Annotated in this window: 19 protein-coding genes; 2 read left to right on the top strand and 17 right to left on the bottom strand. The window is 44.4% G+C overall.

Annotation, left to right across the window (positions count from 1 at the left end):
- Positions 1-2: 2 nt before the first annotated feature.
- The 12 genes from LZF95_RS21165 to LZF95_RS21110 form a co-directional block, all read right to left on the bottom strand.
- Positions 3-3,302 (bottom strand): RHS repeat protein, encoded by a 3,300-nt coding sequence (locus LZF95_RS21165; RefSeq protein ID WP_233757192.1) that lies wholly within the window; start codon positions 3,300-3,302, stop codon positions 3-5.
- Positions 3,299-3,961, bottom strand: coding sequence for a hypothetical protein (locus LZF95_RS21160; protein WP_233757191.1), 663 nt, complete (start codon positions 3,959-3,961; stop codon positions 3,299-3,301). The genes LZF95_RS21165 and LZF95_RS21160 overlap by 4 nt, the downstream gene beginning before the upstream one ends.
- A gap of 18 nt (positions 3,962-3,979) precedes the next feature.
- Positions 3,980-4,570 (bottom strand): hypothetical protein, encoded by a 591-nt coding sequence (locus tag LZF95_RS21155; RefSeq protein ID WP_233757190.1) that lies wholly within the window; start codon positions 4,568-4,570, stop codon positions 3,980-3,982.
- 19 nt (positions 4,571-4,589) lie between these two features.
- On the bottom strand, positions 4,590-5,522 hold the full coding sequence (locus LZF95_RS21150; protein ID WP_233757188.1) for a tail fiber protein: 933 nt from the start codon (positions 5,520-5,522) through the stop codon (positions 4,590-4,592).
- Positions 5,523-6,901: 1,379 nt separating this feature from the next.
- The gene (locus LZF95_RS21145) at positions 6,902-8,281 is read right to left on the bottom strand and encodes a hypothetical protein (protein ID WP_233757186.1); all 1,380 of its coding nucleotides are present in this window, start codon (positions 8,279-8,281) and stop codon (positions 6,902-6,904) included.
- Between the two features lie 97 nt (positions 8,282-8,378).
- A complete protein-coding gene (locus tag LZF95_RS21140; RefSeq protein ID WP_233757184.1) occupies positions 8,379-8,831 on the bottom strand; it encodes a hypothetical protein in 453 nt (150 codons plus the stop codon).
- Positions 8,821-9,783, bottom strand: coding sequence for a bZIP transcription factor (locus LZF95_RS21135; protein WP_233757183.1), 963 nt, complete (start codon positions 9,781-9,783; stop codon positions 8,821-8,823). Before LZF95_RS21135 ends, LZF95_RS21140 begins: the two co-directional genes overlap by 11 nt.
- 253 nt (positions 9,784-10,036) lie before the next feature.
- A complete protein-coding gene (locus LZF95_RS21130) occupies positions 10,037-10,441 on the bottom strand; it encodes a hypothetical protein (protein ID WP_233757182.1) in 405 nt (134 codons plus the stop codon).
- A complete protein-coding gene (locus LZF95_RS21125; RefSeq protein WP_233757181.1) occupies positions 10,422-11,255 on the bottom strand; it encodes an RHS repeat domain-containing protein in 834 nt (277 codons plus the stop codon). Before LZF95_RS21125 ends, LZF95_RS21130 begins: the two co-directional genes overlap by 20 nt.
- Before the next feature lie 37 nt (positions 11,256-11,292).
- Positions 11,293-11,721 carry a hypothetical protein gene (locus LZF95_RS21120; protein WP_233757180.1) on the bottom strand — a complete coding sequence of 143 codons (429 nt, stop codon included), beginning with the start codon at positions 11,719-11,721 and terminating at the stop codon, positions 11,293-11,295.
- Positions 11,722-11,724: 3 nt separating this feature from the next.
- Entirely contained in the window at positions 11,725-12,675 is a 951-nt protein-coding gene (locus tag LZF95_RS21115; protein WP_233757179.1) for an RHS repeat-associated core domain-containing protein, read from the bottom strand.
- A 47-nt stretch (positions 12,676-12,722) separates the two neighbouring features.
- The gene (locus LZF95_RS21110; RefSeq protein WP_233757178.1) at positions 12,723-12,890 is read right to left on the bottom strand and encodes a hypothetical protein; all 168 of its coding nucleotides are present in this window, start codon (positions 12,888-12,890) and stop codon (positions 12,723-12,725) included.
- Between the two features lie 349 nt (positions 12,891-13,239).
- On the opposite strand from LZF95_RS21110, the gene LZF95_RS21105 reads away from it, so the two are divergent.
- On the top strand, positions 13,240-13,611 hold the full coding sequence (locus LZF95_RS21105) for a helix-turn-helix transcriptional regulator (RefSeq protein WP_233757177.1): 372 nt from the start codon (positions 13,240-13,242) through the stop codon (positions 13,609-13,611).
- A gap of 58 nt (positions 13,612-13,669) precedes the next feature.
- Here the strand turns inward: LZF95_RS21105 and LZF95_RS21100 are convergent, their stop codons facing one another.
- On the bottom strand, positions 13,670-14,125 hold the full coding sequence (locus LZF95_RS21100; RefSeq protein WP_219293186.1) for a hypothetical protein: 456 nt from the start codon (positions 14,123-14,125) through the stop codon (positions 13,670-13,672).
- Entirely contained in the window at positions 14,118-15,653 is a 1,536-nt protein-coding gene (locus LZF95_RS21095; RefSeq protein ID WP_233757175.1) for an RHS repeat-associated core domain-containing protein, read from the bottom strand. Before LZF95_RS21095 ends, LZF95_RS21100 begins: the two co-directional genes overlap by 8 nt.
- 134 nt (positions 15,654-15,787) lie before the next feature.
- On the opposite strand from LZF95_RS21095, the gene LZF95_RS21090 reads away from it, so the two are divergent.
- Positions 15,788-16,024 (top strand): transcriptional regulator, encoded by a 237-nt coding sequence (locus LZF95_RS21090; RefSeq protein ID WP_233757173.1) that lies wholly within the window; start codon positions 15,788-15,790, stop codon positions 16,022-16,024.
- Positions 16,025-16,064: 40 nt separating this feature from the next.
- Here the strand turns inward: LZF95_RS21090 and LZF95_RS21085 are convergent, their stop codons facing one another.
- The 3 genes from LZF95_RS21085 to LZF95_RS21075 are packed head-to-tail and all read right to left on the bottom strand — an operon-like array spanning position 16,065 to position 24,027.
- Complete coding sequence (locus LZF95_RS21085) at positions 16,065-16,667, bottom strand: hypothetical protein (protein ID WP_233757172.1); 603 nt, start codon at positions 16,665-16,667, stop codon at positions 16,065-16,067.
- Between the two features lie 23 nt (positions 16,668-16,690).
- Entirely contained in the window at positions 16,691-20,833 is a 4,143-nt protein-coding gene (locus LZF95_RS21080; protein WP_233757170.1) for a DUF6443 domain-containing protein, read from the bottom strand.
- An 8-nt stretch (positions 20,834-20,841) separates the two neighbouring features.
- Entirely contained in the window at positions 20,842-24,027 is a 3,186-nt protein-coding gene (locus LZF95_RS21075; protein WP_233757168.1) for a hypothetical protein, read from the bottom strand.
- Positions 24,028-24,044 lie beyond the last annotated feature (17 nt).

Genomic DNA, 24,044 nt, shown 5'->3' with positions numbered 1-24,044 from the left:
AATCAGTTACCGGTGGAATAATTGTATTCGTAATGCTCCAATATGTTTCCGTCTTCGTCCTTGATGGTCTGAAGTCGGTTCGCAGTATCGTAAAAATAGGTAACCGTATAGCCCCGGGGGTCGGTCTTGCTGGTCATCCCCACCAATGGTTCATAGGTGTAGGAGGTCATCATGGCATCCGCTGGATGAAGCCTCAGCTCATCTATTATAATATTGCTTCCTGATATGGTCAGACTGGTGGAGGTAATGTTCTTTTCCACCCATTTCCAGGCCATCGTAAGGGATTCGCTCTGGCCCCCCACATTCACCGAACCCGTGCCTGAAACTGTCTTGGCCCAAAAGCCCACCCGGTAGGGGCTGGAGGAGGAAGCTGCAATCCCAGTCTTGGTAACCGAACCGGAACTTAGATTATATCCCTTCTTTCCCGTTTTGAAGGTTGTAACAGGAGTGCCTGAGTAAGTCCATCCACCTTTATCCGTCGTTTCGAAGGAAGTGAAGGCAATCTGACTGTTTGTAGCATTGAAAGCTTCAGCAACTGGATATTGATAGTTGTAAGACCAGATATAAGAAGTCGTGGCGCCTTGCAAATTTTTCCACTGCAGTAGATTCCCTTTTATATCATATAACTGTCCCAAAGCCCTGACAGTATATTTGGTGTCGGGAGAGAAGCCGGCAGTTGTTCCCGATGGGGGAAGGGTCCCTAATGACCGGTTGCTAAACTTGAAGGAACCTAGGGCAAGTGGACTTTGGGTTTCGAGTTTTAGTACCTCGTCTACCAAACCGGTGCCACCAGTTTTATATTTGTTTATCTCACCGGACAGAATTGTCCGGATTGTTCCGGCCTCCTTATATCTAACGGTCTCAATTGGGTAATTAAGAAGGTTTTTGCTTTTCAGATTATCCAGGAATGTATTGCCTGATGGATAATCCAATGGGTAGGACATATTTACTATTTCCTTGGTCCCATCACTTTTATCAACAACAATTCTTGTAGGTTGGGAATGCAAAGGATTGTCGTAGGAATAATTAGTAGTCGTCACGAATGGATTTAAACCTGAAGTATTAAAATCCTCCACTATCTGGCCCCTCAACCTAATTCTCGCATTTGGTATATAATAGCGGGAGTACAAAAACTGTTGCCCTGCACCCCATCCGAATATCTTATACCCAGGTGTGACTGACAATAGCATCCGGTCGTATTCGAATTTTTCTTTTTTCAATAGAACCCCGTCCTCCCTGAAGGTGCTACGCGATTTCAATACTCCCCTCTTCCAAGAATTATCGTAAAATTCAGGATATGGTCCATCAAAAACAGAAATTGCCTTTTGGATGTTGGTCCCTCCTACTGGGGGCTGCATCGATGTGATATATTCTGAGTTGAACAGGTTGTTCATATGGGACATATCGATATCATCATAAACATTGTCGATTCCGTTATAATCGGGATATAAAGAATTGTTGTCAAATTCGCTCACCACATATCCGTTACCCGACTGGGCCACTTTTACACTTCCGTAACCGAATTGGGACCCATTTCCAAGAATTGCCTGGGGGTAGGTTGAAATTTTGATATAGCCGCGTTCTAGAAATGGGGAGTTACCAGTAGGCAATCCAAAAATTGACAACACATCAGCACTTAAAAAAGGTTCTCCACTATTTCTGTAACCAATAGTGAAATACTTATAATAGTATCCCCGGGGATCCAAAGTTAACCACCTAGAATCATAAATATAGCTGGTCTCCTTAGACTCATTATTACCAAAGTGGTCAATTATTTTACCTATCCTTAACCCCCCTCCTATTCCTGACCCTGTAAATACATGGGGCTCAAAAAGAAATTCCCTTTTCCCACCTGTGGGGTAATGAACTAATTTAATTGAATTGGCCTTTATCGCCTCAGCACTGGGTTCCCGATTTGCCCCGTTTGCCATAGTGTTGTTAACATATAAATCCGAATAATCCGCAAATTCAACGTACCAACGGTCACTACCGATACTTCTCCCTTCGCTATTGCCCGGAAAGACGTGCTGGTTGTTGGAATTGTTAAAATAGCCCCAATGGTCCTGTTTGGGGGAAAGACGATACGGGAGTGTATACAAATCATTGGTAACCGGATTATTATCTCCCCAATATTCAAACTTATACGGGCGCCCCACTGCGGTACCGGTGGAAGAAAACTGTTGAAGAGAATCTAACCTAAGGCGATAATTCAAATGTTGGTATACACTTGGGTTGGCCCCATTGTATTTGTTACTGTTGTTCGCTTCAAAGTGGCTGGTATATAAATTTATCCTTTTATGCAGGGAGCCGTCTGCATTATGTACCGAAATATAATCCAACGGATACGATGTTGTTTTATAATCAAGTCTTTGCTGGGTACTCGCTTTAAATTCCACCCACCCACTAGACGTAGTTATTTTTTTCAGCCTCAATTCGCTCACGGAAACACCAGTTACAGGAGTGGGTGCAGGGTAAATTGAGGGGTTGCTAGTCAGTTCAACTACATATTCAGAATATTGCCTTATATCGTGGGAAACAGAACCTGTTGATTGGTTCTCAAATAAGATCTCGCTGCCAAGTGGGGATTTGATTTTTGTGAGATACCATGCAGTAATGTGCATCTGATTCATACCTGTAAAATATGTCTTCTCATAATCTCTGAATTCATAGACAACCCCTTCTTCAGTGGTGATAATTATATCATAATCAAAGCCACTTGTGTACTGAAGATCAATCTTAATATCCTCCTCCTTATTTAAATGCACATTTCCAGAGCCATCGAAGGAAAAACTTCCTGTCTTTCCGTTAAAATTAAAAATATACTCATCAGGTTCTGTATCTATGCTGTTATTTGCGGCGGCCTGTAGATTGTTCTGCTGGATAAACTGCGCCCTTGTGACACCTAGGGAAAGGTTATAAAAACCTATATTTGCCCGTACTGGAAGCCTTACCCCTGCTGCGGACAGATACTCTGCCCTCCCTCTAACTTTTCTTACAATTACACCTCCTGCATCCAGTGACCAGCCAAGTCCGACCCATGAGGCGACCTCATCCACCTTTACCCCAGCCCCATGATATGACAAGGAAACATCAACAGCTTGATTACCTTCATGCATTGTTACAACAGGCACAGATATACTAGGTAAACCGGTATATAGGCTCACCGGTACATCTCCATATTTCGCCAAGCCATATGAATTGGGAGACGGAGGTATGAACTGTGGTTTATTAAGCTGTCCAAATGAATGGATAGAACAACAGCATAAGACAAATAAAAAGTTGGTTAATAGATATTTTTTCATTGTTCAGCGTTTTCTTCTAAAAACTCAATCCTTCTTTTCATTGCTTCATTATTTTTCTGAAGGGTTATCAAATACAGCGTCAGCTCCTCCACCTTCTCCAGCAGCTTTACGTTCATCTCCGCCAGATTGACCCCGTTTTCCATTACCTCGGCCTCAGTGGGCACATCTGGTAGGTGTCCGTTCCTTTGTATAAAAGTTTCCAGCTCTGATAGGGGCATAAGCTTATACTCAGGCTTGAATACATAGTCCGCCCAGCCGTCGGTGGTGATATTAACCTCCATTGCCTTAATTATTCCATTGACGGATAGTTTTGTGCTTGGAGAAATGGTTCCGATTCCTGTGTTACCATTTGGTAAGATATATATGCCTTGGCCACTGGTCCAAGGGGTAGCTCCATAGGCAATGTAAAACCGGGACACACTTTCATTGTTGCCATGTGTCCCAAGTGCCATATATCCGGTCATGTCCGTATAGTGAAAGTTCAAGCCTCTTGCCCATCCTCCCGTTGTTGCAGGACGAACAAATAACAGTCCACCACCATCAATTTTAACAGAAGAGTTTTTGGCGGTAGGGAATTCGTTCTGAGCCATACAGCTTAAAAAGGAAAAGACTGCGATTAGGATAGTCAGGATGAAGTTAATCCGGAAATTTATCTTCATGATAATTCAAGTATTTTGTCATTTTTTAACTGATTCCAGCTCTGCCTTCAATGCTTTAATTTGGGTACTTTGTTCAATTAGATACAGCGTCAGCTCCTCCACCTTCTCCAGCAGCTTTACGTTCATCTCGGCCAGATTGACCCCGTTTTCCATTACCTCGGCCTCAGTGGGCACATCGGGAAGGTGTCCGTTCTTTTGGATAAAAGTTTCCAGCTCTGATAAGGGCATAAGCTGATATCCGGGTCTGAATACATAGTCCGGCCAGCCGGTGGCAGTGACGTTGACTTCTTTTGTCTTTACCGTGCCGTTGACTTTTATCCCACCAAGATTAAAATCAGCCTGAAACCCATCAATGACGTAACCTCGAAGAATCCATGCATTACTGGATAAATTATCAATAGACTGCCTCACAAATTGCCCACTTCCTGTTTTGTTTATTTCTACAACATCTTGATTATTGCCTACCCATCGACTTGAACCATTTACATGCAACTTTGAAAGTGGTGTAGTTGTACCTATTCCTACATCGCCTGTCGTTGGGTTAGTATAAATTTGACCAGATGCTGAAAAGGCTAAATGAACAAAAAGGATTAGTAAATACTTTTTCATATTCTGTACTTTTGTCATGCTATTGACACTTATTTAATTGCAGTTCTTTTTCCAGAACTTTTATCCGTTCATTCTGCCCCACCAGATAAACAGTCAGTTCCTCTACTTTTTCCAGCAGCTTAACCGTCATCTCAGAAAGATTCACCCCATTTTCCATCACCTCTTGTTCGGTGGGGATATTTTCCAGATGACCATTGGCTCTATAAAATCTCTGGACTTCCTCCAACGGCTTCAAAGGATAGGCATCATCAAATACATAGTCCGGCCAGCCGGTGGCGGTCACGTTGACCTCTTTGGTCTTGATGGTGCCGTTTACAGAAAGCTTATGAGTTGGATTAGTAGTCCCGATTCCCACATTGCCATTGTTTTGAATCCTCATTTTTTCCCGGGTACCACTTCCACTATTGGTAGAGAACATTATATATCCACTGCCTCGAACCGCATCTAGCTGTAATCCATTTTGAGTGGTGGGATCACCTGTTGCGGTCAATGTCCCTGCCTGATTTCCGTCTTCTGAATGAACTCTCACTGGCCCATGTGTTCTGATCTCACCTATCACATGTAAGGGAGCAATTGGCGATGATGTCCCTATTCCTACATTCCCGTTTGCCAGAATGCGCATCCGTTCGGCATACCCCCCACTGTTGGTGATAAACCGGAGATTGTTCCCGGCACCGGTCATGATAAACCCATCCTGTCCACTCATAAAAATCCCACCAGCATTTCCATAGGGTTCAGTGGTGGCACCATAGCTTGCCACATCCACTGTTTTACCCCCAAACTCAAACCTGGCGCGGTTTGCGGATGTAGGTGTCTTTACATGGAAAGGATATGCAGGGCTTGTACCTGTGCCTACGCCCACATTCCCTGTAGTTGGAAAATGATTGGATTGCCCATAGCCATTTAATCCTATCAAAAACAGGGTGAGGAAAAACAATAGCTTGGTTGTCATAGCGTTATATCTGATTAAAATCCCGCAATTCAAACCATATTTTTCCATAAAAAAAATTACCCTATATAGGGTATTGTTTTAATCATTTAAAAACCAGTTGATTACGAACCGTCAAATCAGGTATATATTCGGCATAAAAGTGAGTAGATACCAAAATCATCCCAAAAGCCTGTTTTTCGTAAAACACTGATTATCAGAATGAAATTTTTCGGGGTTTTTACTGAAAAAATTATTTTCAGGATCATAGGCCGTTTTACTGACGGTAAAAAGGCACGCCACAACCCAGGGCTGGTGGTACAGAGTTCCGTCAAAGCTTGCCCATGGACGTCATTCGGGGACGGGGATCCGCCACGTCGGACAGGCAGGAATTTGGGGAAGTCGCGGTATTCCGCACCTCTTCCCGGATTTCAGATCCTAGGATAGGGGATCGGGATTACAAATCCAGATCAGCGAGGAAACCGAGCTTGCAAAAGCCCTTTAATAGTTGAAAAGGAAATGGTCTCCACCGAAGGTTCCTATCCCGTAATTTTAAATTGCCACCACTGCTCCAAACCTGCCATGTTTTCCTGTTGGGAGTGAAGACAAACAGCGGTTTCATCAAGACCCGAAGAGGTGAACCTGGCAGGTTTTTCTGGACCTGGCTATATGATCAGGCAAAGCCACAGGCACGCAATATCTTGAATTGAACCGGCCTCTATAATGGATAAGCCTCCGGACTAAAACTAATATTGTCCAGGCCTGCCAGCCGGTCTTTGCCCCACTGATCGTGCCGTTGGCACTCTGGGTACATATAGACTTCGTTGACCCAGAATCGCATTCTGGGCATTTACAGGCCTAGCCCTTGGCAAGGGAAACCTTGTCAGTTCCTCTATTTCACCTGCAGCCGTATAGGACAGGTATTTTCTTCCGTTCTCTTGGCTTGGGGCATAAACCTTTGAGGTTTTGTAAACCTGAAAGGTTAAAAAAAACCCGGACAAGAGTCCTGCCCGGGTTTAAGGTTATGAATCATAGTACTTACTTTACAGCCATCAGCTGTCCGTTCAGCTTCTGCCCATCTACGGTGAGCTGGGAGATGCTGACCAGGACGGTGCCTGCCGTAGGTAGGTAGGCCTGGTCGGTAGCCTAGGGTGGAGACCTGAGGGACGAAGGGTGTAACCCTAGGTCAAAAAAATCAAAGGCCATTTCCCTCGGATATGAAGTATAGTGATAAAAACGAAGGCCTGTCCCGAGGAGGTGTACAGCGTTTGTGAATCAATTATCGGATTAGAAATCCTGAACAACATAAACCCGACCAGAAAGGCCGTGAGGATACACTCACGGGGGCAAAGGAAGACTCCGCCAACTAGGCCGCAGTGGGGTTTCCATGGAAACCCGACCCATCAATTTTCCAGGTCCTTCAGATAATACTCCACCTTTTCATTTCCCTTTTCCTCCAGTCCATCCAGCGGAACCAGCTCCTTCACTTCTTTCCTGAGCTTCCGGAAGGAACCGATCTCAAAGCCGATCTTCAGCTGGAACCTGCTCTTGTGTAAACTGGATCTTTTGTCAAAAAAGGGATCAACGGAGCCCATCACCACTGAGCGTATGGTATTGCCCATAGGGATGGTTCTTCCCAACGCGAAACCGGTAGCCCAGGCTTTTCCATTAAAATCCCTGGACCCATAGCCTGGCGGGTTGGTGACGGTGACCTCATTGCGGTTTACAGTCCCTTGGGCAAACCAGTTGCCCTTGCTGAAACGAACTCCCGCAAAGCCTCCAATCCCCTCTCTCCTCAACTCCTCCTTGTCGTCAAACTGCTTTTTCCAGGTCACCCCGCCCAGCAGGGAGAACTGCTGGGAAAAGGAATAGGACAGCCCAAAATCCAGCAGCAGCCCGTCACCAAAGGAGGTCAGCGGATCATACCACAGCAGCATGCCTATCCTGTGGACAACAGGGACTTCTTTTAATCTGTTTGGCTCAAAAAATTCTTTCTTCTTGTTTTTCAGCTCAGATGGAACAGACTTTATATTCCCAAGGGAATCTATTTTCAGTTTGGAAAAATCCTTTCCCGCCCGTTGGATGTATTCATTGGAAATATGCCCTGCCTTTTCGGTTGCAAGCTCTTTGGCTTTGTCAAAGGGGATTTCTGATGGTAATCCGTTTTTTGTCAGTTCTGCCAGCGCATCCTTACCGTAGAAGTCAGGGAGCTTTGCGCTTCTGGGGTCAAATCCCTCTTTCACCACACCGGTAAGCTGTTCTTCTACTTTGGGCATAAGCCATTCATTGGTCAGTGCCTTAAGGTTTTCATTGTTCTGGTCCACCAGGGATTCCAGCTCATCCACTTGCCTGATATTCCCCAGTCTGGCCTTGGATTCATTCACCCGCTCCAGGGTGTTTCTTGCCGCATGCTTGATTTCCTCCCCGGGGATATCCTCGCTTTGGATCAGGCTTTCCAGGGTTTTGCTTTCCTGTTCCAGCACTTCCCTGCTCCGCTCTTTGGCCAGCGTAAAAAGGCTGTCCCGCTGGGTGCTGTCAGTGGTTATCTCCTTGAGTTCTTTGAGTTCTCTCTGCAGGGAATCGTAGGATTTCTTCAGCGAGTGGATCTGCTTGAGTTCTTCCAAGTAGGGGATTTCGGGTTTGGTGGGAAGCTTGGGGACTACTCCGGTAGCCAGTCCACTTTTGGGAAGTGATACAGGAAGACCAGCTGGCATTTTTTGAGCCTGAGCCTCAATCCAGAATAGGCATAACGTTAACATTATTCCAAGACCTGTACGTTTCATGTGTTTATAGTTGTTTTTCAATGGTCACATGGAATCTCGCATAACAGATAATCATCCCAGTGTGTGACTTTTGAGTCATGCTCGATTTCATCATCTGTTACCTTTTTTTTGGCCCTGTACCAACATATCTTCCATCCTGGATAACAAATCTTTTTTGCTGAACAGTATCTGCCACGGGGTCGGGAGCCGGTTTTTTCCTAGCTCCTGAAGACTGGTTTTTTCGCTGCTCAAAACTCTTTGCCCTTTCAGACCTATAGCCTGCCCCCACTCCAATGTCAGACCCATCTTCCAAAACAAACCGCTTTGTCCTTGCCGAATCCAAAACCTGGCTATCGGTTTTCATCTTCCTGATTGCTCTTTCGACAGAAGGTAGTTTTCTGTTTTTATCAATATGAGCTCCGACATACAGTCCGTCCTCGATTTTAAACCGCCGGATACTGTCAGATTTAGCTCCGGGCTCCCTGGATGTTCTGTTACCCACCTGTGCGGTCGCAACAGATCCTACTGCTATAAAGAGCGCCAAAAAGAGAATCCTCAGACTATTTCCCATCTTTCAGGCTTTTAAGTTCCTCTCTCAGCTGCTGGTTTTCCTTTTCAAGGAATTCAAGTTTTTTCTGATGATCAATCAGGTAAAGCGTGATTTCTTCCACCTTCTTCAGCAGTGTGGCATCCATCTGCCCCAGGTTGATCCCCTCATCGGCAACTGTTTCCGCTGACGGGACTTCGGGCAGCGTGCCGTTCTCCTGGATATAGTGATCCAGTTCCTGTAAGGAAAGCCTTTCATATCCTTTTTCAAAAACATAATCAGGCCATGCTGTCCGCAGTTTTACTTCCACGGTTTCTGCCAGTACACCTCCGGCCACCGAGAGCCGGTGCCCGGTAGCCTCTGTACCGATGCCTACCTTCCCATGGAAGACGGCCGTGGTATCCGGGGCCAGGGACATCACCTTATAGAGTTCATCCCCGTCGCTGTACTCAAAGTGGAACTTCTTGTAATTTCCCGTTCCTCTTTTTTGCAGGCGGATGCCAAAGCTGCTGTTGCTGGGGTAGTTCATATTGTAGAGATCGAGAAACTCCTCCTCATTGTCCCCGTTCACCAGGGCAAGTGTGGATTCATAGGCCTGTCTGGAAGCCGTCGGGCTCCAGATCTTGAATATCGTAAAGTCGGATCCATATCTCCTGATATAGGGGATCCCCGAAGGGGGATAGACCATGATCAGGGAGGAACCGTCCTCCTCGAAGATATCATAGGAGCGGTCAAAGCGGATGGCCCCATCTTCCAATACTGCAGCAGAACCGTCTAAATTGCCGATTACACGCAAAGGATCCCGGTAGTTCATAGACTCTCCATAAATGGTAAAATCCCAGTTTTCCACATAGGCACCATCCTCTAGGCCCAGCCTGTTGGTGGTAATCCTTCCGTTATCGGTCACCGTCTGAAGGGTCTCCTGGGCATAGGCGCCCCCGGATAAGAAGAACAAAAAGTAAATGAGTTTTTTCATGTTGAATATTAATTGGCATTAAATTATTTCATTTAGATATAGGGTATTTGGCGTAAAGTTAAAGCTTTTTAACAATAATCCATCCATTCTATTTCACACTTTGCCAGTCAATAGATCTTGACACTCTAAGCTATCCGAATTACAAACTCTATATTATAGAAAGGTTTAGATACAATCTAAACCTAGTACCTAGGACAAACCTCCCCCAGAAGAAGTTATTATATTCGACAGATCTAACAAGACAATTATTTTATTAGCTCCCCACAACATTATAATTAAAACTCCCAGACACAATTTTCAAATTAGAATTCTTACTTTTAATTAAAACCTCAATACCATCAAAAGTATTGACCCCTAGTTTAGTAGGCGTAAACCCAATGTAGATAGTATCGTTTTTCACAAAAAGTTCTTTTTCACAACCATTAATCCCTTCCTTATCCTTAGAATAATTAATCATTTTCGGACTTTCACAATCAAAATATGCATTGACAATTTCCCAGTTGTTTCTATTTAAAAATGCTTTTGCGATTAATTCCTCATCAACGATATTCTCATCTTTAATTACGAATTCTAGAACAACTTCATCATTGTTATCACAAGAAAAAGAATTGCTTAATAAAAAAACTAATAAAACGACCTTAATAACCCTTTGGAACATAATATTTTTGATCAACTGTATCTTTATTCTCATCTAAAATTATTCTAAACCTAGCTTTATTCCCTGAACGATCAGTAAAATCACCTCTAACTGTATCTAATTTCATAACATCTGAAGAATTCCTTTCTTTTTTACCCATATAATTAGCCTCACTAGCACCTTCTCCTCTGCTAGCATCATCCAAATTCACTCTTTCTTCAGTCTGATTACCATCAGGCTCGATATTATTTGAATCTTCATTATAAAATTCTGAAAATAGGCCTAGCAAACTATTTAAGATTCCAGACAATACTTCTCCAAAATCCCGTGGAGGTTTATTCCCTCCAATAGCTCCTAGTCCATCAATATTTAGGGTTTCAATTTTATCAACTGTTGTATTAGAATCCATAGGACCAGAATCCAGATTTGAGGATAATATGGCACCTACCTTTTGATGATTCTGAGAATTACTTCTAAATGATTTGCCAAATCCAAAGAAGTTTTCAATCCCAGATTTAACTTCTCCAAAACTTTTCTCCATTTCCGAATAAAAAACGGAGGATGAAGATGGCGGACCACAACAGTTCTTTGGTGCCATCCCGTCAGGATCAATAAACCTAATTGGATTATCAAAAGCATAATTATATGGAGAGAATCTTCTCATCTGATCCGCCAACGGATCAATAACTCCCCACCTCCCAATAGTGGCATCATACGTTCTGGCCCCGTAATCGTAGTAATGAAGCCCGTTGTCCTCGATCAGTTTCTTGCCGTTGTAGAGGTATTTGTTTGCCTTGATTCCACCATATTGAAAGCCAAGCCCTGTCAGTTCCAAGCCCCAATGAGTTGTAGTGGGTTGCCGTAACGTTGCTTTACCAATTCTTTCTAGCTAAAATCTGACTCTCACTACATATCGGCTCGTTCTTTACAACCTGCTTATAACCCGAAGACTCAAATTTAATAAGCCCCTTATCTGTTGCTATTTCGAAATCCCACAAGTTAGTTTTCTTATCAGCAGATAGGCGAAGATTTTTTTTATTAATATCTAAAATATCTAGCCCAATAGCATTTTGAAAATCAATATCAATCTTTAAGTTTATAACATTATAAAAAAAAAGTATGCAAGGAGACACCCAAAATTTATATAGATTGGATTTATCATCCAATTCCCATTTAAATAAATAATCAATATCAAAACTCATTTCTAATTCTTCATTGGGAAAAGAGATAGCATGTATATGACAATCATGCCATCCCATATCTTCAAAATCCAATTCAGTCCAAATTTCCTTAACTTTCATATTTTATTGCCTCTTTACGTAATTTCTTACAATTCTTATATCTTGCTGACTCATAGGCTGAACCCACTGCCTGTCTTTATTCCAAAACATCTGGCCTGTTTTAGGATTGACATTTGGTAAAGATTGTTGTACATGCGGAGTAGGAACTCCTTTATGTGTCGCACCTTGAAGATCATAATGTAAAGTTTTATTCGGAGTCCTTATACTAATTGAATTTTTCCCAACTTCCTTGCTAATTACAGCAGCTTGTTCGGTAACCGAAGGTGCTGCCTTAGAGGCAACTGAAACTTTCCCCAAATCTGTAACTGCATCCGATACTTTTCCAATTGACCTTACTTTTGAAAGCCCTTTATCCCCAGCAATACCTAATACGATACCAGTTGCAACACTCCCAGTAAGTTCGCCAACAGAACCTTGGACACTTCCGTTTTCAACTAAACTATTTACAACTCCTTGCTTACCAGCATCTATTAATGCATTAGCAGTACCACCTGGATCATTATAACCAGCAACTGCCAGATCTTTGACTGCCGTGGCAGCATTTACCACATTTTGGCCTCTTGTAGATATAGTTTCGGATATAAAATTGGCTGTACCTTTAACTGCCCCCCAAGCTCCTTTTGCAAATCCTCTTGCGAATTGTGGATCAATCGGCATCATCCCATCCGGGTCAATAAACCTTATCGGATTGTCCAAGGCATAATTGTAAGGGGAATGCCTACGCATCTGTTCGGAAAGAGGGTCTATCACTCCCCACCTCCCTATCGCAGGATCGTACATCCTCGCTCCATAATCGTAGTACTGAAGCCCGTTGTCCTCGATCAGCTCTTTACCGTTGTAGAGGTACTTGTTGGCCTTGATCCCTCCGTACTGATATCCCAGCCCTGTCAGCTCCAAGCCCCAGGGATTCCCGATATCATTCCGCTTCGCTACTTTCATCGGGACAGGCTCCATGTGTCTCCTGCACTATCGCCGAGCTTACACTCATCACCATCAAATTGTCAAATCCGCCAAGGCGGGACTGGCCAGACATCCTCCGAGGTCTCGTTCACCACAAAGGTCTCCATACCTGTGCGCCGTGGCGTATATCCGCCCTTGGAAATATACATATTCTCCTCCAAGACTTCATGCTGGTTTGCCGCGTTTTTGGAAAGGACCCTCCCCTGCAAGCTGGCTCTTCGCTAAAAATGTCCACCGGACATTTTCTTTACGCTCAGCCCTCACCTACGGTCACATTATGCTCCGGCTCGGTCTGTCTGGATGCGGATACCATGGAAAACTCCACCTCCTCTGTTTCCGCATGCTGCGTCTCCATGGTGGCAATAAAGGACTTGACATTGGAGCTTATCCCAGGCTCCTTGAATTACAAATTCAGCAGGATAGTTGGATGTAGTCACAGACATACACCCAGTCCCACGCTTATTCTACACTCAGACGGGGAACAATGAATTTCTCTTATTTCGATCATAATTGATAAAAATGTTCTTATTGGGTACATTTGTGGAAACACGCAACGCCATGAAACTCGGAAACAGCCTCAAAAAACTCAGGGAAAGCAAGGGATATACCCAGCAGCAGATGGCCGACCTGATCCATACACACAGGACCGGATACTCCAAGATGGAAAACAACCAGCAGGAGATCCCCGTCGATGCCCTTGTACTGGTAGCCAAAAGCTTCGGGATGTCGGTTGACGAGGTGATCTATTTCGACGAAAAGAACGGCGTCCCCGCCGAGGTCTCCGTCAACGACAAGGCCGCACTCGAACAGCTCCAACTTATAAACGAACTCGACGAAGAGGAAAAATCCATCCTCCTAAAGCTTATTGAGACTTTCGTTTCCAAAAAAAGGTTTAAAGACTACCTGCAGAAAAACATAGCTGCGTTGTAAATGAAAAAAGCCCGGACTTGCCGGGCTCACACTTTGTTGATTCAATTACTTACTTCGATTATTGAAAATATTCGATTTCAATAAATTTTTTACCGTTTTCTTCATAAAAATCAAAGAGAATTCTTTCTTTTAAGTCATTACTTACTAGACTAAAAATACCCCCTGAATCATCGTCAAAATTGAAATTGAAATTGAAATTGGCAATGGAATTAATAACTATACCACCACAATCACGAGATAAGGAGGTTAGCAAATAAATACTGTCTTCCGACTTGAACTTTTCATTTACTATATTTTTTAACCCCGTTTTATCTTCAAATGGAAGAACAGTCTTAAACACTTCTTTAAGAGTAGAAACTTTTTCAAGTATTTTATCCGTCTCAACTATAGACAATATACATCTTTCACTATCAGTAGTCAACTTTTCAATCGTGTTGATATAGCTCTGAAGAGATTGCTTTCCAAACAACCTTCGTTTTTTTTGATCAAACGTCTCCTCTAACATCTTAATCATTATAGTTTACTTTTGATTTATTATTATCCAATTTAGGTCTACCGTAATTGTTCATCCTTACCTTACCGTTGTCTGTTTTTACCTTTCCGGCTTCCCAGTGAGGTTGTCCTTGGTGACTTCTATCCAATGTTTGTTGTTGAACAGATTTTGTCTGAGTTCCACCTCCTTTTGCTGGTACTTCGTATGTATATTCTCTTCCTGAACTATTTCTAGATTGAGATTTTGGTTGCTGACTAGTAGGAATTCCAGCATCTCGCATTGCTTCTCTTCTGGCCGCTCTTGAAGTGGATGATACTTTATCACCTGATTTGACAGCATCAATCGCATTATTGATGATCTTGACATCCTTTCCGATCTTCCCTACCTTGGCTACGTCTCCTATGTATGGGATTATTCCCGCCGTACTGATGGCAGCACCCAGCCAGTCACCGTTCTTTGCTTGCAAGCCCGCATTCAGGCCATCAGCAATACCTGTAGGATCAACCACTCCGACAATATCCAAAGCCGCACTGAGGATATCATCCCCCTGCAAAGAATAATTGCCTCCCAGATCCCCAACTATCCTTCCCGCATTGACATCGATATCGATAAGGTCGGTCACGATGGTCACACTGGAATTGTTCTCCCCGTGTATCCGGATGTCAAACATCCCATCTGGGTCTATCCGTGACATCGGATTGTTCTGTACAAAATTGTAAGGTGATACCCATTCCCTTTCACTGGCCATGGGGTCCGGGCTTGTCCAGCGTCCTATTACAGGGTCGTAATAACGTGCCCCGTAATCATACAGGTTGAGGTTTTGGTCATCCATCATCTCTTTCCCGTTGTAGAGGTACTTGTTCGCCTTTATCCCCCCATACTGATATCCCAGCCCTGTCAGCTCCAGCCCCCATGGATCGTAGTGCGTCTCCTGCACGATGGCCGAACTCACACTCATCACCATCATATTGTCAAACCAGACATCCTCTGCCGTTTCGTTTACCACAAAGGTCTCCATATATCCGTCCCTGGAAATATACATATTCTCCTCCAAGACTTCATGCTGGTTTGCCGCATTTTTAGAAAGGACTTTCTTGCCCACCTCATATCGGTTACTGTCCCGGTCATACAATGCGTACATCAGATACGCCTCAGGAGCTTCCTTTTTTTGGAGGTCTTTTGCCAAAATATCAGCAAGGTTCAGTAAAGCGATCGGATTCGCACCTCCCGCACGCAGGTTGCTCAGTGCAAGTTCGTTCAGGTCGTTGATCAGCCGGTCCGCAGCCCCGGCCGACATAAAGCTTGCAGCATTGGCTTTCAGTTTCTTGTCCTCTAAATATTTCCCGTGAACTTGTAGTTTCAGGCTGTCACCCGCATAGATCTCCTGGGTTCTGCCCGGGCCTACCATCCTGCCTCTGTCCGCGTTCAGCCAGGCCACTTGGTTCCCTCCCTGGGTGACATTATGCTCCGGTTCGGTCTGTCTGGATGCGGATACCATGGAAAACTCCATTTCTTCCGTTTCCGCATGCTGCGTCTCCATGGTGGCCATAAAGGACTGGACATTGGAGCTTATCCAAGGCTTCTTGAATTACAAATTCAGCAGGATAGTTGGGTGTAGTCATAGACATACACCCAGTCCCATGCTTATTCTACGCTCAGGCGGGGGGAACCAGGGCAATCACCGTGGATGAACTCTACAAAGCCGCACAGCTCTTCAACATGACCACAGACCAAATACTTGCATATGACGGGGACATCCCGTCCGAAGTCGTTATCGAGGACAAGACAGCCGTCGAACAGCTGAGGCTTATCCAGCAATTGGATGACGAGGACAGGCAGACCATATTCAAGCTGATCGACAAGATGCTCACCAACAAAAAATTCAAAGACTTCTTCCAGAAAAATGTGGCAGCATTATAATGAAAAACGCCAAGCTGCTAAGCCTGGCGTTTTGTTTTTCTTAGTGACTGCATTTTAGTTTTGGAGGATCATAATAACCTATCCCTTTGTTGGTGATTACTTTTTTATACCTGGACAGGTCTTTTTTACAGAAGTAATAATGCACTCCTTTTTGGGCATCATCGATAGTAAAGTCAGGGATTGTGACCAAACCTCCCTCATCGTCCTGAAGAAGGTTATATTTCTTATAGACTACAAGGGTCTCTTCTGTTAGGGCATGTTCATCATCCCACCAAAAGAACAATTTCCCCCCTTTTTCAACAAACCGGGTCGGTAGCTTTCCTCCCTTGCTTCCAGCTTTAGTATCCGATGTTAAAAGCAATCTGCTGTTAGCCACAATTATGCTTACAGCCACCACGCCTTCATAGGGCTCACCAAGAATCCATTCATGGTTTTCGTCCAAGACCATTCTACCCATAGTATCATAAAACGATACGGAGAACACGGAATCTTTCCTATATAAACTACTGGTGCTTGAAAAATCCAGAATGGCGTTTTGAATGGCTTCGTCACGATTTCCCGATTGAGTCATCCCATGTTTAAATGCAGAACATCCTACCAGGAATACTAGGAACACAAATACAACAAAGAAGTATAATTTCATAGTTTTCAGTATAAAACTTGTTATCATCGCCTCGGTGAATAACCGGTAGTGTAATTTATCTTCAAAGGGTATTTATCCCCATAATTAACAGGCTGGGTAAGTAGAAAGAACTTCAGGCTTGGTATCATTTGAAGCGCATTGTCCCTGCTATTTAAATCCTGTGTAGAAGGCACTAACCTATCTGAGTTACTGATATCCCGGCCATTGCCCGGATGGGTATGGAAAAAGCCCGTTATATCCAGCCCCTGCTTCATGCCCAAAACATGTCCGCTCCCTACCGCTTTTTTGTGTTCATTATTTATATACCTGCCAATGGTGATGTGAGACGTTTTATCAGTCCCATCATTTGAAAAATACGCCCCGGCTATTTCCTTGCCCACATAATCAGACAACCTTAGTGCAAATGACTCCACCCCTTGTTCACTCGGTTGCCCCTCTCCACCAACTTGGATTATGTTATCTTGTGTTTTGAAGTTTTGGCCATCCTGCAATATTCCCTGTTCTATGCCTCCGATCGCAACTTTCGCTTCTCCATTTTTCTTGTACTTGACATCTCCTTTGTTATTTGTCCTCAGTATCCTATCCGGATCATCATTGGAATCCCCTACCTGTGTAACTTCCCCTGTCTTCCTGTTCAAGGCGTAATCCGTCAAACCTAATGGATCTATTCTGTTGATGGGATTGTTGCTTACAAAGTGGTACGGTGTTTTGTCAGGTGCTATATCCGCCAGCGGATCGACAACACCCCATCTCCCAATAGTAGCATCATACATTCTAGCCCCGTAGTCATAGTACTGAAGACCTTCATCCTCAATCAGTTCCTTTCCGTTGTAGAGGTACTTGTTCGCCTTGATTCCACCATATTGAAAACCCAGTCCTGTCAGCTCCAATCCCCATGGGTCATAGTGTGTCTCCTGCACGATGGCCGAACTCACACTCATCACCATCATATTGTCAAACCAGACATCCTCCGAGGTCTCGTTTACCACAAAGGTCTCCATATATCCGTCCTTGGAAATATACATATTCTCCTCCAAGACTTCATGCTGGTTTGCCGCATTTTTAGAAAGGACTTTCTTGCCCACCTCATATCGGTTACTGTCCCGGTCATACAATGCGTACATCAGATACGCCTCAGGAGCTTCCTTTTTTTGGAGGTCTTTTGCCAAAATATCAGCAAGGTTCAGTAAAGCGATCGGGTTTGGTCCGCCCGCCCGCAGGTTGCTTACCGCAAGTTCGTTCAGGTCTGCCACCAGTCTTTCCCTGCCCCCGGCTGCCATAAAGCTTGCGGCGTTCACTTTTTGGTTTTTGTCCTCCAGGTATTTGCCGTGAACCTGCAGTTTCAGGCTGTCACCCGCATAGATCTCCTGGGTTCTGCCCGGGCCTACCATCCTGCCTCTGTCCGCGTTCAGCCAGGCCACTTGGTTCCCTCCCTGGGTGACGTTATGCTCCGGTTCGGTCTGTCTGGATGCGGATACCATGGAAAACTCCATTTCCTCTGTTTCCGCATGCTGCGTCTCCATGGTGGCCATAAAGGACTGCACAGTCGGGCTGCGCAGTACCTGACGCACATTCCCCAGATGGTCCTTCACATAGAATTCAGTCCAGAGTTCATTGTTTTCGGCTACTATCCTTCCCTCTTCATGCACCAGGTAATCCAGGGCACCGTTCAGAAGCACCAACTCTCCGATGTAATCCTGTGTCTTGGTAAGGGATCCGCTGCTGTTGTACACCTTCTGCGTCAGTTTGTTTCCCTCGGCATCGTAGGCGAACCTCAGCTTTCCTCCCGTGGAGAAGCTGATCTCCTCAGGTAGGTTTAAGTGGTTGTACTTGGTCTCCGAAATTCTCTTGTCCTTGTTGACCGTCTGGTTCCCGTTGGCATCGTATAGATAATTCCCCGGTGCCCCGCCGTTGGGCTTGAAATCCTTGGAGGTAAAGGTATTGGAGCTTTGTCCGTCCGCCACGCCTAACAGCCTATTGGAATAGGTATCCTCAAAGGTCGCATTGGTCGCATAACTGTAAGTCAGCGCATCGACAATGTTATAGTTCCCTGCGGCCCTTTCCCCCCGGCGGGTCATTGTCTTAATATTGCCATTGGCATCGTACGTGATCCCGCTCAGGTTGTAGCGGCTGTTCTCCCCGCTGGTCGAGGAAGTGAATGTGGCCGCGGTGATCCTATTCGCATTGTCATAGGCGTAGTTGTAGGTACGCGTTATCGGGGTGGTCTCCTGTCCCCCTGTCCAGGAAACCCTGGCGATATTTCCGTTGAACCTGTTGACGGTCGCCCCGCTGTTGTAATACAATGTCTGCTTGAAGATCCCTGTAAATCCTGACCCCTGTCCTGTCAGCCAGCCCCGGATATTATACGTACTGGTCTGGTTGGCATTGGAGGCCACCGTCGGGAAGGTCTTGCCTGTCTGCCTGCCCAGGTCATCGTAAGTGTATTGTACCAGGGTCTTCACGGCCCCGCTCCCTACCTGGTGGGTGATGGATGCCAACTGGCCTATCACATTGTAGTTATAGGTGCGGAGGACATTGTAACTTGATGACAGGGAATTGGTAACCAGGCTTCTGGTCGGCTGGTCTTCAAAGTTATAGGCCGTGGAAGCACGTATCGTGCCCCCTGCCTGGTGCTGTCCCAGCGACTGGATCATCCTTCCTTTGTTGTCATAGTAGAACGCACTGGTGTAGAACTCACCCGTCTCCAGGTTCTTTACCTTTTTGCCCGTCTGCAGTCCGTGGACCCTTGTACTGGCAGAAGACGGAAAGGATGAGCCCGGGTTATCGTAAGAAAAACCGGTCATGTATTGGTAAGAATCATAATAATTGACCGTCAGGATCTCCCCCTCGTCAGGTGGCCACGCGCCTGTCGCACCGGATGCCGGAGGCGTTCCGATCCTGGCCGTGAAGGATTGGTTCCCGGTTGCCTTCATGGTGAAACCGGGCTTGAGGGTAATGGAACTTGAGGCCACATACTCCTGATAGCCGTCATACTTGGCAGAGGTGATCGAAGTCCCGGTCTTTATCTTTGCCGTGTTCGCCTTGACTGTCGCATTGTTTGATCCGGACGTGTTCAGTGTGGTCTGCAGGGCAGCGAATGTGGTCGTAGTCGGCACTGTAGTAAGTCCTGTTATCACCACCCTTCCCAAGGCATCATATTTGGTATAAAGCCATTTACTTTCACTCCTCAGATTTCCGTCCTGAAAGCCAACCTGTCTGTCCTGAAGGTCATACAGGTAATATTCCACTTGCTTTTCGGGAACATACTTTTCGGTCAGTCTCCCCCTCCCGTCATATTTATAGCGGAAATATTGGGCAGCGGCCAGTGTCGCATTCGTAGAAAGATTCCACCCTTTGGTCAACATGATCTGGGTGGCCTGGGGCGGGATCACCACACGGAGCTGCCCCAGGTCATCATACACATAATAGGTACAGAGCCAGCCTGTGTGTCCGTTTCCCGTAGGGGTGGCGGTATTCTGCACCTTTTTCAGGATTACCCTGCCCAGCTTGTCGGTGTATTGTACAGTGGTCTTGTTGTCCTCATCCTGGCTTATTTCTACCCAGAGCAGGTTGTTCCCGTAGGTGGGAGTAGCTGTGGGATTCACGGGAAGCCCTGAACTGTTTACCGTGAATATCCTAACCCCTTCCCCTGAGGTGTTTGTCCTTCTGCCGAACTTCACTTCCTTCCCAGTGCCCATTCTCCAGGCATTGCCAGGAGCAGCCTGCTTGTCCACCCGGTTAAGGGGCGATGGCTCAAACAGGGTCTGGGAATAGCCGTAGGTGTCGCCGGCATATTTGCCTGCATAAAACGAAGCATGGGAAGAAAGGGCATTTGTACGTAACCTACCATCTTGGGCGCCCGAATTCTCTATATAAGGCAGATACTCTTTTTCCTGTCGCCCGAAACCGTCATAAATAATAGGTGTAATCAGATCCTTGCCAGTGATCGTGGACTGTTTGCCCACTGTCTGATTTGGCCTGCCAAGGCCGTCAAAGTAAGTAAAAGTCTTGTAGGACTGACCCGGCGTACCGCCCGTCACCGTAGCGGTGGAACTGGTTCCTATACGGGCTTTATATGTCTTGACAAAGTTCTCGGTGGTCTGGCCAATTGAGGATGTGATGGCTACCAAAAACAGGAAAAGGGTAGTAAACAGATAGTGTCTCATTCTAAAAATCAGTTACCGGTGGAATAATTGTATTCGTAATGCTCCAATATGTTTCCGTCCTCGTCCTTGATGGTTTTAAGACGATAATAAGGATCATACTCATATGAAAGAATTTGTCCTCTTGAATCTGTAGTGGACGTTATTCCTGAAATTGGCTCAAATGTATAAGTAGTCATCATGGAATTCAATGGATGCATTCTCAATTCATCCACAATCACATTTGACCCCGAAATATTAACACTAGTGTTTGTAATTGTTTTTTCCACAAACAACCAGGCTGAAGTCAAAGCCTGGGTCTGACCAGATATACTAACGGTTGCTGATGTCCCAGTAGCCCTCGCCCAAAATGCTATCTTATAGGGGTTGGCATTACTGGCAGGAATTGCTGCTGCTGATATCGCCCCATTTGATAGAGAATAAGCTCTTCTTCCTGTTTTACTATAAGTGGTTAATGTAGATCCAGCGTACGACCACCCACCTTTTTCACTGGTTTCAAAGGATGAATAATACGCCTTGTCGGAGTTGGTCAAATTATCGACTTTTGCCATTAAATATTTGCCAAAAGTATCCCATAGAAAAAAACTGAAATTAGAATTTGGGGTTGCCTTGTATTTTTTTAATCTGCCAGTATTATCATACTCGGAAAAAACTGACGTACCATATTCAGAATTGGAGGTTTTTTTTTCATAGACATATTGGGGCACATAAACACCAGTATGAGGTTTAAAATAATCTATCCTTGTAGAGTTTAAAAAAGTTGAGCCTTTGTAAACTTCCGCCTTAACTACCGGCGAGGTAATATTCCTTTGGATCATTTCGGCATACACGCCGGAGGGATCTTGGCCCAAAGCAACTTTTTGATGAGGATAAGTAATTTCTGTTTTTATCAATTCACCATTGCTGTTTCGAATAGTCTCTGACAGTTTCATGAAATAATTATTATCATAGGTATAGTCAATTGTTTTTACATAAGGGTCATTGACAGAGAAATCTTCAATTGTAGTCTTAGAAAGTTGGCTTCTTCCTGAGACCGGTAAATAATCCTTGGAAATAATAAACATTATCCCTCCCTGACTTGTCCAAAAATCATGGAGATTCGCTTCTGAATTCCCTGTATATAGATATTTAACCGGCGCAAGGGATAACGATAGGAAATTATTCCGTCTAACGGGATTATTTGCGTAATTGTCCGCTATATGATTGTAGTCATTTGTGGTTTTTCTAAGCAAAACTCCATTTTTATCGAACACATCTTCATGTTGGAGCAACCCAAACGTCCAACTTCTAAAGTTAGGCGGAACAAAGGGGAAAGTGCTGAAATTAACTACTGGAGCATCCGTATAATTGCTGAAGTAGCTAACAGAATACCCTTCATGATTACTACCTTCAATTCGTTTCTCAACCACTCGCTTGTACAAAACCGCACTTCCGTTAACATAAGAAATCTCAGTTATCGGAGAGGCAGATCGCATTACCTGATTATGTTGTCCAAATGCATAGGATGGCAAAGGTGGGGGAAATGTAGGAGTTTCAAAATCATAAAAAACACCGTATGAATAAACGGGTAAAATCCCAAGAGTCCCCGAAGAATTAGAAGTACCTTCCAATACATATTCGTACTCCTTTGCCTGTAGCAGGATCCCGTTTTTATCGTAGTCAGAGATTCTCTTTGCTCGCAGTCCCCCTACGCTGACATTTGTCCCAATCCTATTATCGCTAGCAGTATTTGATTCCAATTCAAACAGGGTATATCCCCCAGTGGGATATGTGATTTTAGTTAGGGATCCTGCTTTTACTCTAAGTGGATCGGTATTTCTATTACCTCCTGGAAGTGAATAATATCCTCCAACCGGATTGACAAAAGTTTCCGCTGGAATTAAACTAGTCGTAGTGTTATTATTATGAAACCCCCAATGGTCCTGTTTGGCGGAGAGTCTGTCGGGCAGATTGTAGGAGTTAAAATAATCCAAAGAATAAGTTCCAATAACAGATTCACTTGCCCCCTGTGTCAATTGGACGGCAGTAAGGGTAAGCCTGTTCAACGAATAATTCTGAACTAATTTGACACCTTTCTGTCCAAATTGGGATATTAACTGAATTTTCTGAAGCCCATAATCCCCAGGCAGGTCAGTCCTTTGAGAAGAATTATATGTAAAACTCATATACTCGCCTGTAGGAAAATCTATCCTCTTAAGCCTCTTTCCTGCAACACTTTGCTGCAAATTAGAGGCATTGCCAGGTGCTGCCGGCAAGTTGGCACCAACTACAGCTACGCCAAAAGTAAGGGTCGATGTAATATTGTACATATAAGCTGAAGATTCATAGGTGAAGCTTATCTTATCAATCCCAGAAGGGGATTGAATTTCAGATAAATACCAAGCTGAATCAGCACTTTTGCCCGGCCCATAGGCGATCCAATTAGACGTATTTCTTTCTACATCCCGAAAAATGTACTTTATCCCCCTATCATCAGTGATTGTAAAACTTGTTATGCGAGCATTCCCGGACACCTGTTGGATGGTGCGATCTACTTTCAAATTCTGTTGTGTCAGCATCAAAAAATCATTGTTCTTGCCGAAAACAAATCTTCCTGAAATCCCATTAAAACTAAAGTTAAACACGTCTATTTCACTGTCTTCCTCACCTGCATTAATCCTATTGTATCTACGCATATTTGGGGAATTCCCGTCATTTCCTTCAAAATCATTTGCAGGAAGGTTAGCTGAGTTCCAAAAACCATAAGTATTTGTTTCATCAGGAATGCCTTTCATGACGCGAGTAATGGCTCCTCCTGCAAACAAACTCCAACCTATCCCCACATTAGACGACATTTCATCTACTTTTACTCCTCCTGCATGATAGGATAGGGAAACAGATAAATTCAACATATCCTGATAGCTATAATCATAAACAGGGATGGAAATAGATGGTATCCCCGTAGATAAGCCTACTGGGATGCTCCCATATTTTGCTAACGATGCTGCATTTGGTGAAGGAGGAATAACTTTTTCAATTCCAGGATTGTAACTATTTTGACTTACTGAGCTCTTACTTACAAAAAGTTCCGTACTATCTGTTGAAACAGTATCTTGTTTAATACTATCAAGGGTTGCGTTTTGGAATTGCCTATCAATATTTATTGAGGAGACATCCATACACACAAAGAAGAAGCCTACATATAAAATATTTTTCATCTTAAATTTTTAACTAA

The sequence above is a fragment of the Algoriphagus sp. AGSA1 genome, from assembly GCF_021390545.1.
Taxonomy (GTDB): domain Bacteria; phylum Bacteroidota; class Bacteroidia; order Cytophagales; family Cyclobacteriaceae; genus Algoriphagus.
This window is presented reverse-complemented; position numbering and strand designations above follow the sequence as displayed.